The following is a 17,910-nucleotide window of genomic DNA, read 5'->3' on the forward strand; positions in this document are numbered from 1 at the left end:
CGTTTGGCAGGGAATGCAGTGCCAAAATGCCTGAAGGCAGATAATCAAAAGGCGGATCCGTTTACACGAATCCGCCCTCAAAGCGTTGACGATCTGCATTGTTTTTGTTGTTACCGGGATTTTTCTTTGTTTTTTTACCCCACTGTCTATCCCCACGATCGGGGCTTTCAGCAGTGCAAACGGAAAGCTTTGAATACACAGAGCGGTCAGAGACATTGGGAGAGTTCGGGGTATCTGTAGCGTCGCCTTAACAGCGATTCTTCTCTACATCTACAACTCACACATGCCATGGAACCACTAAAAAGCAAAGTACCCAAAACACTCAGTTCGCTCACGTTCTGTTTTTGTTTTTGTTACCGAACGTTTTCCTGCAGCTTTTTGTATTTGTTTTGACGCTGCGTTGTCACTCTTGTTCTTGTTGTTGTGCGCTTATTAGATTGCAGTCCGCGTGCCAGTTTTCTAATTTGCTTTATTAACAGCATGTTACGATTTTGTAGGCCGTAAGTGTTACCCCGTACCCGACTGAAGTGTTACTGATGTCGCGTGATTTTTTCCTAGAGTGTTACCGATAGGAACGCGGGGTAACAACTGAGTTCTGGTTCACACTTTGAATTGGGTGGCCCGCCAGATCGTGAAAGGTGCGATTGGCAGGAAATCAGTTTCCTGAAGGTTTTTTACGGGGAATACCAAGTCGCTGACGACGCTCCCACAGTGATTTGCGGCTGATTCCGAGTTTTTGAGCCAGTTCGGTTTCACTCATGCGGTCCTGGTTTTCCAGGACAAAGTGCTGGAAGTAGTCCTCGAGTGAAAGGTCATTAGCGGAATCCACGTCGGTGGCGCGGGTTTGTTCGTTATTTCCCTCTACCAGTGTTTCCGGGATGTATTCATCCGCGACTTCACTGTCCAGATCCAGCAGGGAGGGGGAAATAACATCGCTGTCACACAATATGGTTGCCCGTTCAATGGCGTTTTCGAGCTCTCGAACGTTACCGGGCCACCGGTGGCGTTCCAGTGTGCGCATGGCCTCAGGGCTCAGGTTCAGATTGGGTTTGCCCATCTTTTCTCCCTGGCGCTTCAGGAAGCGGCGAGCAAGACCCAGGATGTCGCTTAAACGTTCACGTAAAGGCGGGATCCGAATCTGCATGACGTTCAGGCGGTAGTAGAGATCCTCCCGGAATTCACCGGTTCGCGTCATGGCTTTCAGGTTGCGGTGGGTGGCCGCAATCATTCGGACATTTACCTTACGACTCTGGGTCGAGCCGACTTTCCGGATTTCACTTTCCTGCAGCACCCGGAGCAGGCGGGCCTGAGCTTCTGCTGGCAGCTCGCCAATTTCGTCGAGGAAGAGACTTCCGCCGTCAGCGGCTTCGATCAGACCGGTGCGGGCAGAGACCGCGCCAGTAAACGCTCCCTTCTCGTGCCCAAAGAGTTCAGATTCAATCAGGCTTTCGGGAATAGCGGCGCAGTTTACGGAAATGAGTGGCTTGGACGCGCGAGGGCTGAGCAGGTGCAAGGCCCTGGCTGCCAGTTCCTTACCGGTACCGGACTCCCCCTGAATGAGCACGGTGGTTTCGGTGGGAGCAACTTTCCGAATGAGCGTGAACACCCGCTGCATGGGTTCGCAGTCCCCAAACATGATGTTGGCGGGGTCGCTGTTTTCAGGTGTGGAGACAGCGTCGCCCTGTTCATCCGAAGCACCTGAGGCTGTCGGTTTCCTGGACAGGATGTTTCCCACGGCTGCCAGCATTTCATCGTGATCGAAAGGCTTCGCGATGTATTCCACCGCACCCATTTTCATGGAGTCGACAGCCGAGCGCAGGCTGGCGTAGCTGGTCATGATCAGGACCGGCGTATTGGGCGCCCGGTTAATCAGTTCGGTCCCTGCGGCACCTGGCAGACGCAGATCGGAGATGATCAGGTCAAACTGGTCTGGCTCATGGTTTTGTTCTGCTTCTTCTACCGAACCGGCGTCGGTTACTTCATATCCGGCATGCTGTAGCAGTTTGCGAATCGCTGAGCGGATAATATCTTCATCTTCTACGATCAGAATGCGAGGCATAACAGTTTCATGACCTTTGGTTCTGGCTGACGGTGGTATTGCCGGTTTCCGGTTCGTAGGCGGGCAGTCTCAACCGTACACAGGTACCTGTGCCGGTTTCGGGGTTGGCCGGGCTTTCCACCTGGATATTGCCGTAATGCTCTTCAACAATGCTGTACACGAGCGACAAGCCAAGGCCCGTACCCTTGTTGGGTGCCTTGGTCGTGTAAAACGGTTCGAAAATATGATCGAGCTGATCCTCCGGAATACCAGAGCCCTCGTCAATGATTTCAATGATAGCGGAGTAGCCGTCACGGCTTCCACTGACCCGGATGGTACCACCATCCGGAGAAGCATCCCGGGCGTTTGCGAGCAGGTTGACGAAAACCTGAACAAGCCGCTGTTCATCGCCCAGCACCTGGAGATTCACAGGGCAGTCATTCACGAAATGGATCCCCAGCCCCTGGTTACTGAGTGAGAGCAGGTTAATGGACTCGTCCACACAACGGCGAATGGTCACCGGTTCGTAGCGATTGGCCTGGGCGTGATTGCCGGTTCGCGCAAAGTTCATCAATGACTGCAGGATGGTGGAAATCCGCCGGGTTTGTTGCTGAATCTGGTTGGCGGTATCAAGGATGTCCGGGTTATCAGTTTCCAGCTTCAGGTTTTGCGCCAGCGACGAAATGCCGGTCACCGGGTTGCCGATTTCATGGGCTACACCGGCAGCGAGCCGGCCGACCGAGGCCAGTCGCTCGCTGTGCATCAGCTCGTCTTCAAGCAGCCGTGTTTCGGTCTGGTCTTCTACCAGGATAATGCTGCCACCTTCCGTATGGTCAGGGCCGCTGAGTGCGGCCTTGTGCAGGTTCAGCCAGTGTGGCCTGCCTCGCAGGTCCAGACGGTGTTTGTAGCGGTGGAGTTCTTCACCCCGGTTGAAGTCATCCAGCAGCAGATGCCAGTGCTCGGGCAACGCCATCAGCCGCGCACCAAGGACATCGTCAGCAGTAATGCTGGTCAGGGCCTCAATGGCATGATTCCACATCAGGATCTCGCCGTCGTCACCAACTGAGCATGCGGGAATCGGCAGGTTCTGGAGTGTCTGTCGGTAGTGTCGCCGAAGGTTGTCCAGCTCCCCCGCGAGGCCGGTCAAGCGGTTCTGGTATTCACCAAGAGCCCTTTCCACGTAACGGATGTCCTGCGCCGTGCCTCCCCTGGCCATGGGTTTGAAGCCCAGGTGCCGTTTTACCATGTCCCGTGCAACCGAAGGCCCCAGAAGTCCGGAAAGGTTGGCCTCGACCTGATCCCTCAGCCGGCGCAGTTGATAGGGCCGGTATTCCATGTTGGGAAGTTTCAGTTGGGCCAGGGCGCGCTCAACTTCGCGTTTGGCAACGCCATACCCCAACGGCTCTGCCAGTTGCTTTACGAAGTCTTTCGAAGAGGTTGCCAGAAGTTCCCGGCGCTGGGGCCTGGAAAGAGCGCCCATGGAGCAGGCCTGGGCGGCGCTGGTTTCCTCGCCGGAGCTGGTGCTGAGAATGGAGACCAGTGCAAAGAGGGTTATGTTGGCGGTGAGGCTCACAAAGGTAAAGATATGCCAGTTGCTGTAGTCCGGGACGAGGGGCGCATCGAGCAGGGCCAGCAGGTTCGCCGTATGAGAGAACGGCAGTACCAGAGTCACTACCCAGATGGCGAGGCCAGCCAACAGGCCGGCAATCAGTCCGCGGCGGTTCCCTTCCGGCCAATAGATAACGCCGAGCGCTCCCGGGAGAAGCTGGAGCGTGCCTGATAGCGAGATGATGCCAAGAATGGACAGGTCCAGGTTCTTGCCGAGTGTTTCGTGAAACAACAATGCCAGAAAGATAATGACAGCAATCAGCAGACGTTTGATCCACTGCAGCCACTGGTAAATGTCACCCTGTTCTCTTGGTGTTTTGAGCGGCAGCACCACGTGGTTCAGAACCATGCCGGCGAGTGCGAGAGTGCTGACAATCATGAGGCCACTGGCGGCGGACAGGCCGGCGATGTACATCAATAAAGTCAGCCCCGGGCTGCCCAGTGCCTGGGCGGTACCAATGCTGTAAAAGCTTGGCCCGGTGGTGACCGCCAGCTCCTGTCCGCCCCACAGGATAAGTGGAACCGGCAAGCCTATCAGCAGCAGATACAGAGGGAGGCCCCAGCTGGCTTTGGCCAATGCCTTTGGCGATGGGTTCTCGCTGAACGTCATGTGGTACATGTGTGGGAGCACGAGGGCGCCGGCAAAGGACATCAGCATAAGAGCTCTCCAGCTGCCATCGTCGATGCTGAGCGTCATCGTGGTAGCCGTGCTGTTATTGTTGGCCAGCCAGAGGTCCAGCCCGTCCATACCACCAAAAACTCCGAAAAGGATCATGCCCCCGAGTACCAGTAATGCAAAAAGTTTGACCAGGGAATCAAAAGCGATCGCCAGTACCAGCCCCTGGTGATTCTCTGAGTTCTGGTTTTTGCGAGCGCCAAAAAGCATGGCAAAGAGCACGACGGTAAAGCTGAACAGCACACTGATGACTTTGGGGGATGTGTCCGGTGCAAGCAGGCTGGCAGACGTGGTTATGGCCTGAATTTGCATGCTCAGTAGCGAAAGGATGGCCCCGCCCGAACACAGGGTGACGAGCGTACCGGCCCATTGGCTCCGATAACGATAGGCGAACAGGTCGGCAAGAGAGGTGAGCTGGTAGGCCCGGCCAATCCGCATGATCGGGTTGAGCAATACCGGGGCCAGCAGGAACGCGCCACTGATGCCCAGGTAGTAGGCGAGAAATCCGTAACCGGTTTCCGCAGCCACGCCGACTGCGGCGTAAACGGCCCAGATGCCGGCGTAGACGCCCAGGCTCAGGGTGTACACCAGCGGATGCCTTACCCAGTGTCGTGGCAGAATGCCCCGTTCTGTGATCCAGGCGATACCGAACAGAAGAACCAGATAGAGCAGGCTGGCGAAAAGCAGCCCGGTTGCACTAAAACTCATTGGGATCCCGCCGCCATTCCAGCCAGAAGCCGATGGCAATCAGTCCGCCCCAGATGGCATAGGGGCTATACCACGCGTTGTCTGGCGAGGTCCACCAATCGAGTATGTTCGGGGAAAAAATGTAGATGGCCAGAACCAAGAGGAAGACCAGACGGTAGATATACATCAGACATGCTATCCGCGCTGAGGTTTGTGAAAGGCTTTATACCATGACACTCACCGGGATGTCAGGTGAATGGCCTCTCTTCGCCAGTGCCCGACTGCCCATTTCAGGATGTGTTCCACGGGTTCCCGGGCCAATGAACCCGGCGGTTCCTGTCCCAGCGCCTCAAGGGCGGCGAACAGGTTGCGTGCCGCCTTCTCATCGTCCAGTGCCGGCGCATGGGTCTGTTTGCTGAGTTTCTGACCCTGCTCATTGAGGATCACCGGAATGTGCAGCCAGCGGGGAGGGAGGGCACCAAGCGCCCGGTAGATTTGTTGTTGCTGGGCGGTCATGTCCAGCAGGTCGGAGCCGCGGACGACATCCGTGATGCACTGGTCGATGTCATCTACCACGACGGCCAGTTGATAAGCGTAGAAGCCTTCCTTGCGAAGGATGACCGGGTCATCCAGCTCCGCTCTTACGGTCTGGTGTTGCGGCCCGAGGAGTTGGTCATGCCAGTGGCTTTCTTCGTCTTTCAGGGCAAAGCGAATGGCAAAGGGCTGATCGCCGGGCCTGATGTGGCCATCGCGACAGTGGTTGGGGTGGCGCCCGTTATTTTCCTGCAGCTGCTTCCGGGAACAGATACAGCGATAGGCATCGCCCTGCGTGATCAGGCACTTGATGGCGTCCTGGTACGCATCGTGCCGCCTGGATTGAAAGCGGACGGGTTCGTCAGCAAACAGCTCATGTGCTTCGAGGCTGCGCAGGATCTGGCCGGTGGCTTCTGGTGGTTCCCTCAGTGGGTCAAGGTCTTCGATCCGGCTAAACCACTGTCCGTGGTGAGTGCGTGCTTCAAGGTAGCTGGCCAGTGCAGCAACGAGAGAGCCGAAGTGCAATGGACCGGTTGGGGAGGGCGCGAAACGCCCCCGATAAGGTGCTCTTGTCATAAGAGATCAGCGTGCCGGCCGCCCTGATAGTGAGCTCTGCCGGCCACTGTGTTGGATAGTGGACGGATCAGATTCCGGTCTGGCGCTCGCGGATTTCTGCCAGTGTCTTGCAGTCAATGCACAGAGTCGCTGTCGGCCGCGCTTCCAGACGCCGGATTCCGATTTCAACACCGCACTGATCGCAGAAACCGTAGTCGTCCTTGTCGATGCGATCGATAGTCTGATCGATTTTCTTGATCAGCTTGCGCTCGCGGTCACGGGTGCGCAGTTCCAGGCTGAACTCCTCTTCCTGGGTTGCGCGATCACTGGGATCCGCGTAATTTGCTGCGTCTTCCTGCATGTGGTGCATGGTGCGGTCGACTTCTTCCATCAGCTCCTGCTTCCACTGCAGCAGCAGATTCTTGAAGTGCTCCAGCATTTCAGCACTCATGTATTCTTCACCCTTTTTCATTTCATAAGGGGTGAAGTTGGTAAAACGTTCGCGTGGTTGTTGTGCAGTGTTTGCCATTGAACCCGGCCTCTTGTTTGTACTTCACAAGAACGCTCTGCTTCCCACCGCGTGAGCCCCGTGGCTGCGCGGTTATACCCTGGATGAAGCATTCGTCCTGAAACGGGAATTTGCGGAAAATAGCAGATTAGTCACAGGGGTGCCAGCCTTGTGACACCTACTTTTGCACGGAGATCACATGAAGTTACCAGAACCATTGGTTGAAGGGCATCTGATTCGCCGTTATAAGCGCTTCCTTGCGGACGTGCGCCTGCCGGACGGCTCGGAAGTGACGGCCCACTGTCCGAACACAGGATCCATGCTGGGGTGCCAGCCAGCGAACGCCCGGGTCTGGTTGAGCCGCAGCGATAACCCCAAACGTAAACTGCCCTACACCTGGGAACTGGTGGAAACTGAGCCGGGCATGCTTGCGTGTATCAATACTGCGCGACCGAATAGCCAGGCCCGTGCGGCCATCGAAAGTGGTATCGTCCCGGAGCTGGGCGGTTACCGTTCCTGCCGGTCCGAAGTCAGGTACGGAGAGGAAAAGAGTCGGATTGACCTGCTTTTGTCCGCGCATGACAGTCGTCCTGATGCCTGGGTTGAAGTGAAAAATGTGACTCTGGCTGAAGATGGCCAGGGATTTTTCCCGGATGCGGTCACTACCCGTGGGCAAAAACATCTGCGGGAACTCATGGCTCAGGTGGCGAAGGGAGACCGCGGGGTTCTGTTCTTTGTGGTCAACCATACCGGTATCGAAACCGTTCGTCCCGCAGATCACATTGACCCGAAATACGGTCAGTTATTGCGGGAAGCCTGTGATGCCGGGGTAGAGGTGGTGGCGTATCGCGCAGCCCTGTGGGGCGAGTCTGGTTCTCCCTCTGGAGCGATAACGCTGGTCGAGCCAGTGCCGGTTATTCTGGAAGTCTGACCTGAATGGCGCCGCCCTCGACCCGAAGGTCAAGGGCCGGAAGCGCATCGCCCTGACAGGGACCGGCAATGCATTCCCCGGTACCGGGTTTGAACAGGGCGCCATGAGTGGAGCACTGAATGAACAGGTTGTCGGCGTCCATAAAGCGCCCCGGCATCCAGTTCAGTTCAATGCCCAGGTGCGGGCACTGATTGAGAAAGGCCCTTGGTTCCCGACCGTCCAGAAACAGGAAGCCCGTGAGCGGCATGGCGCCGGGTTCCGGATTTTTCTGATGAACCCGGAATTCCACGAACTTCTCCGGTGTCAGTTCGTCAAACTGGCAGACTGTTTGCCACTGATCGTTGGTTCTGTCGCTCATCAAAACGCCGTTGTCCGCCTGTATGCAGACATTTGTTATGTCGGGCTCAGGCCGAAGTGTTGGCGAATCCGGTCGGCAACCGCTTCTGCCACGTGTTCCTGATCTGTGTGCAGGTGAATGGTATGGCTTTTCTCTTCAGTCGTTAGCGGCTCAAACCAGCTTTGCTGGGTGTCGAGCAGTGCTTCCGTGGCTTCCGAAGCGTCACCCTTGCGGGCCCGGATCCACTCGCGGCGCAGATCTTCCGGTGCTTCACAGTGGAGTAGGGCAAAGGGTAAACCTTTCGCCTCCGCTACATCGGCAAACAGAGAGCGTTCCTTTTCTTTCAGGCTGGCGGCATCAACGATCACCGGTAAGCCGGAGGCCAGCAGATTATCCGCAAGGTCTGCAAGGCGCCGGTAGGTTTTCTCCGTGGCTTCTTCGGTGTAAAGGTTTCCGCCGGTTTGTGACTTGCTGTCGTCCAGGGGGGCCAATCCGTGGATTCGCTTTCGCTCTACATCGGAGCGCAGCCTGATCAGTCCCAGTTCGCCGGCCATGGCGGCACTGATGCAGGTTTTGCCGCTGGCGGATAACCCGGTTGTGGCCAGCAGGTAGGGGTTGGGTATGGAGCTGTAGTCTTCGGCAAGTTGCGCGTAATCCCGGTACTTCTGCATCAGGTCCGCTTTCTCATTTTCACTCAGCGACGGGTTGCCGAGGGTGAAAAGGGCGATCTTGGCGCGGACCAGGGCGCGGTACGCCTTGTACAGCGGCAGCAGAGGCAAGGCTGCGAAATCATCCCGATATTCTAGATAGGTGTTCAGCACCAGGTTGGCGAGCCTGTACTCCCGGCGGGATTCGAGATCCATCAGCAGGAATGCCAGGTCGTTGATGACATCAATCCAGCGGAACGGTTCGTTGAACTCAATGCAGTCGAAAACCGTGACCTCGCCCTCAAACCGGGTGATATTGGCCAGGTGAAGGTCACCGTGACATTCACGGACAAAGCCGTTGGCGCGCCGCTCGGCAATCAGATCCCGGTGGCGCTCAAACGTGCTCTGGGTCCAGGCCTCCAGGTTCTCCAACTGGGCAAGAAGCCCTGTGTCATCGATCATTGGCCGGATCTGATCGAAATTCTCCTGCATACCGGCGTACACCGCCTCCGGGGTGCCCAGGGGCTTGTCGTCGGCAACCGGTGGCAGCTGCTCGTGGAAGCTTGCTACCTGCTGCGCGAGGTTGGCAAGCAGTTCAGGCTCCAGACTATGCTGTTCCTGCTGGCGGTCGAACAGCTGATCCTGCCCGAACTGGCGCATTTTGATCGCATACTCAAAGGCTTCCCCGCTGCCACCGATAACGGGATGTTCCGGTGTGCCGGTAATCGGCAGAACCTCGAGGTAGAGTTTCGCTGCCAGGCGGCGATTCAGGCGCAGTTCTTCCTCGCAAAAATGCTTTCGCCTCTCAAGCGTCGAGAAGTCCAGAAAACCGAAATCCATTGGTTTCTTGATCTTGTAGGCGTAGTCACCGGTCAGGATGACCTGGGAAATGTGAGTCTCAATGACCTGAAAATCCTCGACCGGGTGGTCGTAAAGATCCGGATTTTGCAGTGCCAGAATCAGCTTGTCTGGTGGTGTTTCACTCACGGTGTTCTCCTCGCAGTCCCTGAACTCTTTGATTTTTCTTGCTCCATCATAACGGGCAGATTACATAAATAACACACAGTTGGTCTGCCTCAGGAGCGAATGCCTTCGTTATAATCCAGACATGAAAAAATCGAACCGAACTCCCCGATCCAACAAAAAGTCTCCCCGCAAGTCATCCAACTCCGGGCGTCGCCCCTGGTTTTGGCGTTTTTTCTTTCGCGCTTCGGCCATCGGCCTGGTGTTGCTGGCCGGCTGGATGATTTATCTGGACGCCGTAGTTACCTCGCGTTTTGAGGGTCGGCGATTCGAGGTTCCCTCCCGGGTTTATGCCAGGCCTCTGGAACTCTACGACGGTGCCGGTATCAGTTCAGGCGCGCTGGAAAGAGAGCTTCAGTTATCAGGCTTCCGCAAAGGGGATGGCGACAAGGCGGGTAGCTACCGCCGCAATGGTGGACACTTTGTCATCAGCACCCGGGGCTTCCGTTTTCCGGACGGAGAAGAGTCCAGGCGCAAGCTTGCTCTGAATATCTACGGTGACCGGATCCGGGACTTTTCCGTTCGCAGTGGCGATGCCTCGCCGATTGTTCGGCTGGAGCCGGCCCAGATTGGTGGTATCTACCCGTCTCACAAGGAAGATCGGATTCTGGTTCAGCTTGAGGAAATCCCGGCACTTCTGCCCACGGCGCTGATGGCGGTCGAAGACCGGAATTTTTACGATCATTTCGGCATTGCGCCACTGTCGATTGCACGAGCCATGCTGGCAAATATCCGTGCCGGCCAGATTGTTCAGGGAGGCAGCACACTGACCCAGCAACTGGTGAAGAACTTCTTCCTGACCCGCGACCAGACCCTTTTGCGCAAGGGAAACGAAGCGCTTATGTCTATCCTGCTTGAGCTCCATTACGAGAAGGGAGACATTCTCGAGACATACCTGAATGAGGTCTACCTGGGGCAGGCAGGCACCCGCAGCATTAATGGCTTCGGCCTCGCCAGTCAGTTTTACTTCGGTGAATCCCTGAAAGATCTGGATGTGCATCAGATCGCACTGCTGATTGGAATGGTTAAAGGACCGAGTTATTACAACCCACGGCGCCACCCCGAGCGTGCCATGAAGCGGCGAAACCTGGTGATTTCCGAGATGGAAGAGGCGGGCCTTATAGAATCTGCTCGCGCTGCCCAGGCCAGGGGGCTGCCACTGGGGGTCAGTGAAAGACCGTCGTATTCGGAAAACCGGTATCCGGCTTATATCGACCTGGTTCGCAGGCACCTCGCCCGGGACTACCGGGAGGCGGATCTCCAGAGTGAGGGGCTGAGGATTTTCACAACCCTGAACCCGGCCATTCAGTACGCCGCTGAGTTTGCGGTGACCGATGTCCTGCCCAGGCTGAGCCGTGGTGAAACCAGAAAAGCGCTTGAGGCTGCGCTGGTGGTGACATCCAAGGACAGTGGGGAGGTGTTGGCGCTGGTGGGTGGCCGTGATCCGAACTTTGCCGGTTTCAACCGTGCTCTGGACGCAAACCGTCCGATCGGATCGCTGATCAAACCCTTTATCTATTTGTCGGCTCTTGCGCAGCCCGAGCGTTACACACTGATCACCCCTGTGCTGGACAAGGCCTTCACCCTGGAGTTTGACGACGGGCAACGATGGCAACCCAAGAACTATGACGAGAAAGAACGTGGGGAAGTTCAGTTGCATAAGGCCCTGTCTCATTCCTACAACCTCCCGGCCGTGCGGGTTGGGCTGGATATTGGTGTTAATGTGGTCAAGGAGACTCTGCAGGCCTTTGGGGTAACCTCGGATATCTCCGAGTACCCATCAATGCTGCTTGGGGCCGTCGCCATGAACCCGGTTACGGTTGCCCAGATGTATCAGGGACTGGCGACATCGGGTTTCAATACGCCGTTGAGGACCATCCGGGAGGTGACTGATGCCAATGGGGAGGCGTTGACCCGGTACAGCCTGGAAGTGGATCAGGTGGCGGATCCCGTGGCGGTACACCTTGTCCAGTACGCAATGCAGGAAACCATGCAGGAAGGCACCGGTAAGTCGGCGTATTACACGGTACCGGATGAACTGGCGCTGGCCGGAAAAACCGGAACAACCGACGACGGCAGGGATTCCTGGTTTGCCGGTTTCAGTGGCGACTTGCTGGCGGTCGCCTGGGTTGGCCGGGATGATAACGGCCCCACCTCACTGACGGGTGCAAGTGGGGCCCTGCCTGTCTGGTCCCGGTTTATGGCGCAGGTTCCCCAGCACAGCCTCTCGCCGGTTGTGCCCGATGGCGTCAACTATTACTGGGTAAACGGGGAGAGGCAGGCATTGACCCGTGAGCACTGCGATAATGCGCGCCTTGTGCCGTTTATTTCCGGCAGCGAACCGACGCAGGAAGTGTCCTGTTCAGGTAACCTGCAGAGGCGAATCAAAGGCTGGTTTGAGGGATTGTTCCAATGAATATGTGTTTTCTTTTTCGTGCTGGTGCGGTGGCCGCACTCCTGACGCTGGCAGGCTGCGCTTCCAGTCCCGGTGGTTCGATCTATGTGCCGATTGGGGGTGAGGCTTCACGGGCCCCGGAGCCTCCGCGAACAACCGGTGAGTCGCAGGAGCCGAAGGTATGGCGTAAAAGCGAGCAGCCGGAAGTGGTCGAGCCGGCCGAGACGGCTCCCGATACCAGTGCGCCGAGTTACCGGGATTCCGGCGAAAGCCTTTCTCCGGCGGCGCTCAGCCTGGTTCGTGAAGCCGATAGTTTGTTGCGTCAGGGAGATGCGCCTGCGGCGATAGCCCGTCTTGAACGTGCCCAGCGCATTGCGCCCCGGTCCGCGGAAATCTATTTCAAACTCTCCGAGGCCTATGTGGCGAGCAAGCAGCTGGGTTCTGCAGAGCAGTTCACCCTGAAGGGGTTGTCCCTTGCTGGCAACGATACAAGCTTGCAGCGGGCCGGGTGGATGTTGCTGGCGGATATCCGGCGGGCGAGGGGTAATGTGGCCGGGGCTGATCAGGCCGAGGCGCGGGCCGCGGCGCTTTGACGTTGAACTGGTGCTTTAGTGAGCAAAACAAAAAGGGGCCGTTATGGCCCCTTTTTTGGTAAACGCTTTTTTTGAATAAGCGCTCTATTGCAGTTTATTAAAAGGTTACAGTTGCAGTGTCGTTCTGAATTACTTCAACAACGTCTGGTGTGCCAACAACTAAGTTGATCTGGTCATCTGAAGGCTCACCGTCTACCGTTTCAATTTTATCATCGTCGCAGGTGTACGACAGGGTATAGAAGCCTGCAGGTATGAATGCGGCGGTGTACTCGTATTTGTCAGTGTACTCGACCGGGACTACCACCAGTGGCTCATTTTCACTGCCGATATCATCCGGGGTGGCCGCAACTCCTTCCGTTGTTTCGTGAACGTAGATGCTGCCATTAAACGAGTCCGGCGAAGCCATATGTTCTTCGCCGCACTGTGCCGTAATGAGCTCGCCAGATACAGTTCCTTTGATGGTGCCGACTTCAGCATTGTCTACGAGACGGATTACCGGCTTCAGCTTGTAGCTGTTCGGGTCATTCTGAGGATTTACGATGGATTTTCGGACATCGAAGTCGATCGTCAGATTAATTTCCCCGCCAGCAGGAACGATGAAGCCACTGGTCTGGACTCCGCGAGCCGAGGGTGTGGTCAAGTCATACAGCCCGCCATCCGTCTTGAGCTTGATGGTGTTGCCATTACCAAGCTCCAGTCGCATCCAGTTGTATTCGCCTGCCGCTACCTCTTCGTCCTCCAGGAGAGACATCACTTTCCCGCCCGTAAGTTTGAGCAGGTCCACCGGCTCGGCCATCTTGAACTCGAAACGACTCCTCTCTCCGTCAGAGTGTTTGAGTACAAGTGCTTCAACTTCTACATTCACTTCCACTGCATTGTCCACCGGTGCATCAGTGAGTCCGACGTTCACTGTTCCGGTTGATGCAGTGTCGGAAGAACCACCGCCACAGGCGGCAATACCTGCAGCCAGAGCCGAAACGGTGAAAAAACGGGTGGAACGCTTCATATAAACCCCCTTGGTTTATTTCTTGATATATCGCTAATAAGTACTCTATCTGACGTAACTATCACGTTGACGAAATCCTTAGAGTTCCGCAATTTTTGTTAACGTTTCCTCATAGTGTAGTCATCAAGGCGTTTCCAGTGAGGTTGTGTGAATGCAGTAAGCAGGTAACTGTTATAAACTGCCGGGCTGAATAAAGACCACGCAGGCAGTACCGGATTTGGCGCTAATTCCTTTCAGTCTTTCTAAGACCCGACGTTTCGAAGCTCTTGTGCAGCCTCACCTGGAGGTTATGTACCGGTTTGCCTATCGGCTGGCTGGCCAGCAGCAGGACGCTGAAGATCTGGTTCAGGATGTGGTGGTCAAGCTCTATCCCCGGCTTGAGGAGCTGGAATCGGTCGAACAGCTCCGTCCCTGGTTGAACCGGGTTTTGTACCGGCACTTTATTGACCAGGTCAGACGAAAGGGCCGTCAGGGTGATCGCCCTCTGAGTGAGCTGGTTGACACGCAGAACCATGGCGATTGGCTCGACAGCCTTGAATCAGACGATGAGGGGCCGGAGGCCCTGCTGGAGCACGAACGGCTGAGACCGGCATTGGACCGGGTTTTGAAGACGCTTTCTCCGGACCAGCGCACGCTGGTGCTGCTTCACGACGTAGATGGCTGGCGCCAGGAAGATATCGCTGAGGTTCTCGACATTCCCCTGGGTACCGTAAAATCTCGCTTGCACCGATGCCGCGCGATGCTGCGAAAAAAATTGCAGCGCGAGCTGGAACCAATCCCGAGATCCGGGCGTGTAGGTGAGTGAGGTAATGACTATGTCCTGTCGCGAAATTCGTTTAAGCCTGTCTGGCTACAGCAACAATGAGCTGTCTGAGGCGCGTAATGAAGAGATTGCGCAGCACCTGCGTGCCTGTCCTTCGTGTCAGGCTCGTTTTGAAGCGGAACGTTCGCTGAGCGGCGCGCTTCGGAGGCAGACTGCCATTCCTGCGCCTTCATCCGGTTTTGAGTCCCGGGTTCTGGGGGCTGCAACCGGCCGGTCTGGTTATTCAGGTAAGCGCTGGAGTCATACGGTTCTCGGCGGTGCGGTTGCTGCGGCGCTTGCCCTGGGGGTTGCTCTGGGTGTCTTGCTGGATGGCGAGCCCTCAAGCACGGATACGTCCGTGGTGGCCGAGTCGTCGGTGACCGAAGAGCCGTCCCGTATTAATCCCGCGGCGGTTGTCGAACCAGTCCAGCGCACCGTTCGTTTGGCGTTTCGCTCGGGCAAGCCGCTGGAAAATGTCACCCTGACGCTTGAGTTACCGCCACACGTGGAGCTTGCTTCCAGGCCAGGGCAGCACGAATTGAGCTGGAAGGTAAGTCTGGACGCGGGAGAAAACGTTCTGGCGCTGCCGCTGAAAGTGCTGTTTCCAGGAGCCGGAGAATTGGTGGCCAGGCTCGACACCGGGGAACGCCAGAAAACATTCCGGGCGGTCATCCCGGACTATGAGAATGCTGTAAAGGGGGAGCCATCGTCGTGAAGTATTGTACTTTCGGAGCCATTCGTGCGCTTGCGGTGGTCGCGGGTTTCTCTATATCCCTGGGCGCTGCAGCCGCCGACGACCTTGATGTCACCATGCGCATGGTTCTGGATGACGCCGAACTGACAGACTCTGTTGTCCGGGAGATCGAGCTGCCGTTGGCGACGCCTTCTGAACTGCAAAGGAACAAGGCAGCCTCCGGACTGGATACCGCAGAGGATGCACGCGACAGTGGTCGTGAGTTCGGTCAGTCAGTCGCCGAAGACGCGCGCAGCGCGAAGGGGAGTGTTGGCGAAATGCGGGAAAAGCCGGAGCGCCCTGAGATGCCCTCTGATGTAAAAGACCGTGTTCAGGACGTCCGTGATAAAACCCCGCCCGGGCTGGACCGCTGATCCGACCAGGTGATTCCGTTTACGTGTAGGCGTCCACGACCTTTTTTTAGCCCGCCCCCTGCTATACTCTCCAGCGTTACCGCCCGGTAGCGCTGGGACTCTCTTTCGCCAGCCTGCTGACCCATTCGCTGATCCGGAGAGCGTTCTTGCAGGCATTTCGGCTAACCCTTCTGTGCTGCTGGCTGCTTACTCTGGCGCCTTCGTGGGTTTCTGCCTCTGAGCATAACTCTTCAGCGGATGCGTTCACCCTTGGTGTCGAACAGTTCCAGTCCGGCAACCTGGAAGATGCCCGCGAGTCGTTTGAAGCGGCGCGAGCGGGAGGGCTCCAATCATTTTCCCTGATCTACAATCTCGGTGTGGTTTATTATCGCCTGGGCCAGTTTGACGCCGCCGAGCGTACCTTTCGCGAGCTCCTCGCCACGAATAACCGTGTTCTGGCCAGCTACAATCTTGGGCTGGTTGCACTGGCCAGGGGAAACGAGGCATCGGCCAGAGACTGGTTTGTTCAGGTCAACACTTCCGAATCTCCGGATAAACTTCGAAAACTGGCTGTTGTGCAGCTTGAAAAGCTGTCAGCAGACTCTGCGACGTGGCGTATGGCTGGCGGACGTAATGGGTATCTTGCCTTTTCTGGTGGTTATGACAGTAACATTGCCGGCCTTCCGGAAACCGCGGCCTCCAGCAAGGGCGGCGGGTTCGTCGATGTTCTCGCTGCCGGCTCTGTCGGTTTGTCAGCCCGGAATGCAGACCTTCTGACCATTGAGGGCGCTGCATATGCCCGTCGATACCCGTCGGATGGGGACTTCAATTCAGGGCTGCTGCAGGGCACGCTGGCCTGGTCCCGCAATCGGGATGCCTCCGTGGTGGGGGCCGCCTTTGTCCTCAGTCAATCCTGGTTTGATGCCGATGCGCTTGAGCGCCGCTATACCCTGGAAGGATTCCATCGCTGGCGGGCCTGTGCCGGGCCCCTGGGGCTCGCTCGCTGTTCCCTGTTTGTGGCTTTGGCGCAGGTCAGTGGTGGCAGCGAGTTCGAGGCGTATGATGGTCAGTGGTACCGGATAGGGATGTCTGCAGTGAAGCGATTCGGTAACTGGGGGCTGAATGGTCAATACCTGTGGGAAGTAAATGACCGACGTGATTTCCATATGGACGAGCAGTTTATCAGTGTCTCTCCGGCCCATCACAAGCTTGAGCTGGCGGGGCACTATGAACTCCGCCCGCGGTTGAAGGCAGGCTGGACTGGGTCAGTCAGGTACAGTCAGTATCGGGATTCCCACACCCTGCTCGTTGACGGAGCACTGGTCACGGAACGTCGCATAGATGCACGTATCGAGGCCGGCCTTTTTCTGGAAAACCGGTTGGATGACCGGTGGCTGATGAGAGGTGAGTGGATAGTTCAGGATAACGAGAGTTCGATCGGTCGTTATGATTATCGTCGGCACACTGTTATGGCAACCCTGGAGGGTGCGTTCTAGCCCCGGCATTTTTGCCGGGGCCGTTGCGAAGGTTAGAGCCCGATGTTTTTCAGGCGGTTTGCATGTTGCTTGAAGACAGCTTTGGGATCAGTTTCGAACAGGCTGTGCAGGCCCAGAGCCTGGTTGACCTCATCCAGGTGATTCATGAAGTAATTGTCCCGGATTATTTTGCCGAAGTGATTGCTACAGCGTCCTACCAGACCATCATTCGCGCTGAAGCCAAATGCCAGGCTGGTGGTCCCCAGCAGAGCATCTGAGGGGTCAAGAGCGTTGGTCAGCACCCCGGTGCCGCCCCAGGAATAGAATCGAACCCCATTCGCCGAGTATGCTCCTTCGCCACAGGATGTGGTTGGAATGCCGGCCGGAGCGAAACTGTTGAAGTCCGCACTGCCCTGGGTTGTCAGCGATTGCAGGCTTGAGCGCAGGTCCTGGTTGTAACCGCCGCCAGAGAACAGGTCAATCATGCTGCCCAGCGCATTTCCAACTGAGGCCGCCAGGCTTTCGGCTGGTGAACCGTAGATCAGATCGGCCACCGGTGACCCTTTATGGGGCGAGCCAACCGACGTTATCGACGCAACCAGGTCGGGGCGGACCCGGGCAATGTAGCGGGCGGTGGGGCCTCCATGACTGTGACCAATCAGGTTGACCTTGCCGTAGACCGCTGCAATCGCCTGAACCTGTGGTAACAGAGCTTCGCCCCGGGCAATGGTGCTGTCCAGTGCTGGCACTTGTGTGGTGTAGACGTCAGCGCCATATTTCCGGAGGTCTTCTGCCACGCCGTACCAATAGTCCACGCCGGCGATGGAATCAAACCCGAACATGCCGTGTACCAGCACAATCGGATAGCGAGTATCGGTGTAATTAGAGGGGGTAGAGTCCCACCACCAGGCGGCGGAGGGGGCTGACCACGCGACTGCGCAGGTCAGAGCCATTGCTTTGATCCAGAGTTTCATTGTCGTTCCTACAGTTTGATCTTGTGTTTGTTATT

General features: G+C 56.8%; 16 protein-coding genes. 7 read left to right on the forward strand and 9 right to left on the reverse strand.

Annotated elements, in window-relative coordinates; translation table 11 throughout:
* Positions 1-655: 655 nt before the first annotated feature.
* From KFJ24_RS17885 to dksA, 5 genes are all read right to left on the reverse strand, one after another.
* Positions 656-2,059 (reverse strand): sigma-54-dependent transcriptional regulator, encoded by a 1,404-nt coding sequence (locus tag KFJ24_RS17885; RefSeq protein ID WP_250832492.1) that lies wholly within the window; start codon positions 2,057-2,059, stop codon positions 656-658.
* Between the two features lie 7 nt (positions 2,060-2,066).
* Complete coding sequence (locus KFJ24_RS17890; RefSeq protein ID WP_284709218.1) at positions 2,067-5,030, reverse strand: ATP-binding protein; 2,964 nt, start codon at positions 5,028-5,030, stop codon at positions 2,067-2,069.
* Positions 5,020-5,196 carry a hypothetical protein gene (locus KFJ24_RS17895; RefSeq protein ID WP_250832493.1) on the reverse strand — a complete coding sequence of 59 codons (177 nt, stop codon included), beginning with the start codon at positions 5,194-5,196 and terminating at the stop codon, positions 5,020-5,022. The genes KFJ24_RS17890 and KFJ24_RS17895 overlap by 11 nt, the downstream gene beginning before the upstream one ends.
* A gap of 50 nt (positions 5,197-5,246) precedes the next feature.
* Positions 5,247-6,119 (reverse strand): tRNA glutamyl-Q(34) synthetase GluQRS, encoded by an 873-nt coding sequence (gene gluQRS / locus KFJ24_RS17900; RefSeq protein WP_250832496.1) that lies wholly within the window; start codon positions 6,117-6,119, stop codon positions 5,247-5,249.
* A 67-nt stretch (positions 6,120-6,186) separates the two neighbouring features.
* Entirely contained in the window at positions 6,187-6,627 is a 441-nt protein-coding gene (gene dksA / locus KFJ24_RS17905) for an RNA polymerase-binding protein DksA (RefSeq protein WP_250832497.1), read from the reverse strand.
* 178 nt (positions 6,628-6,805) lie between these two features.
* Here dksA and sfsA point away from each other — a divergent pair, with 178 nt between their 5' ends.
* Positions 6,806-7,537, forward strand: a complete 732-nt coding sequence (gene sfsA, locus KFJ24_RS17910; RefSeq protein WP_250832498.1) for a DNA/RNA nuclease SfsA — start codon at positions 6,806-6,808, stop codon at positions 7,535-7,537.
* On the opposite strand, the gene KFJ24_RS17915 is transcribed toward sfsA, so the two are convergent.
* Positions 7,521-7,895, reverse strand: coding sequence for a Rieske (2Fe-2S) protein (locus KFJ24_RS17915; RefSeq protein ID WP_250832499.1), 375 nt, complete (start codon positions 7,893-7,895; stop codon positions 7,521-7,523). The two genes, sfsA and KFJ24_RS17915, sit on opposite strands and share 17 nt — an antisense overlap.
* Before the next feature lie 35 nt (positions 7,896-7,930).
* Positions 7,931-9,508, reverse strand: a complete 1,578-nt coding sequence (locus tag KFJ24_RS17920) for an AAA family ATPase (RefSeq protein WP_250832500.1) — start codon at positions 9,506-9,508, stop codon at positions 7,931-7,933.
* A 121-nt stretch (positions 9,509-9,629) separates the two neighbouring features.
* Here KFJ24_RS17920 and mrcB point away from each other — a divergent pair, with 121 nt between their 5' ends.
* Both mrcB and KFJ24_RS17930 read left to right on the forward strand, forming a co-directional pair.
* Positions 9,630-11,960 carry a penicillin-binding protein 1B gene (gene mrcB / locus KFJ24_RS17925; RefSeq protein ID WP_250832501.1) on the forward strand — a complete coding sequence of 777 codons (2,331 nt, stop codon included), beginning with the start codon at positions 9,630-9,632 and terminating at the stop codon, positions 11,958-11,960.
* Positions 11,957-12,532 (forward strand): tetratricopeptide repeat protein, encoded by a 576-nt coding sequence (locus KFJ24_RS17930; protein ID WP_250832502.1) that lies wholly within the window; start codon positions 11,957-11,959, stop codon positions 12,530-12,532. The genes mrcB and KFJ24_RS17930 overlap by 4 nt, the downstream gene beginning before the upstream one ends.
* Before the next feature lie 97 nt (positions 12,533-12,629).
* Here KFJ24_RS17930 and KFJ24_RS17935 read toward each other — a convergent pair whose 3' ends face one another.
* Complete coding sequence (locus KFJ24_RS17935; RefSeq protein ID WP_250832503.1) at positions 12,630-13,538, reverse strand: DUF4382 domain-containing protein; 909 nt, start codon at positions 13,536-13,538, stop codon at positions 12,630-12,632.
* A 268-nt stretch (positions 13,539-13,806) separates the two neighbouring features.
* On the opposite strand from KFJ24_RS17935, the gene KFJ24_RS17940 reads away from it, so the two are divergent.
* The 4 genes from KFJ24_RS17940 (at position 13,807) to KFJ24_RS17955 (ending at position 16,922) form a co-directional block, all read left to right on the forward strand.
* Positions 13,807-14,343: an RNA polymerase sigma factor gene (locus tag KFJ24_RS17940; RefSeq protein WP_350455583.1), complete on the forward strand. Its 537-nt coding sequence runs from the start codon at positions 13,807-13,809 to the stop codon at positions 14,341-14,343.
* Positions 14,344-14,347: 4 nt separating this feature from the next.
* A complete protein-coding gene (locus KFJ24_RS17945) occupies positions 14,348-15,055 on the forward strand; it encodes an anti-sigma factor family protein (RefSeq protein ID WP_250832505.1) in 708 nt (235 codons plus the stop codon).
* Positions 15,052-15,447 (forward strand): hypothetical protein, encoded by a 396-nt coding sequence (locus tag KFJ24_RS17950; RefSeq protein ID WP_250832506.1) that lies wholly within the window; start codon positions 15,052-15,054, stop codon positions 15,445-15,447. Before KFJ24_RS17945 ends, KFJ24_RS17950 begins: the two co-directional genes overlap by 4 nt.
* 146 nt (positions 15,448-15,593) lie before the next feature.
* Entirely contained in the window at positions 15,594-16,922 is a 1,329-nt protein-coding gene (locus KFJ24_RS17955) for a tetratricopeptide repeat protein (RefSeq protein WP_250832507.1), read from the forward strand.
* Positions 16,923-16,954: 32 nt separating this feature from the next.
* On the opposite strand, the gene KFJ24_RS17960 is transcribed toward KFJ24_RS17955, so the two are convergent.
* A complete protein-coding gene (locus KFJ24_RS17960) occupies positions 16,955-17,875 on the reverse strand; it encodes a lipase family alpha/beta hydrolase (protein WP_250832508.1) in 921 nt (306 codons plus the stop codon).
* Positions 17,876-17,910 lie beyond the last annotated feature (35 nt).

This window comes from Marinobacter sediminum (assembly GCF_023657445.1).
GTDB classification, from domain to species: Bacteria; Pseudomonadota; Gammaproteobacteria; order Pseudomonadales; family Oleiphilaceae; genus Marinobacter; species Marinobacter sediminum_A.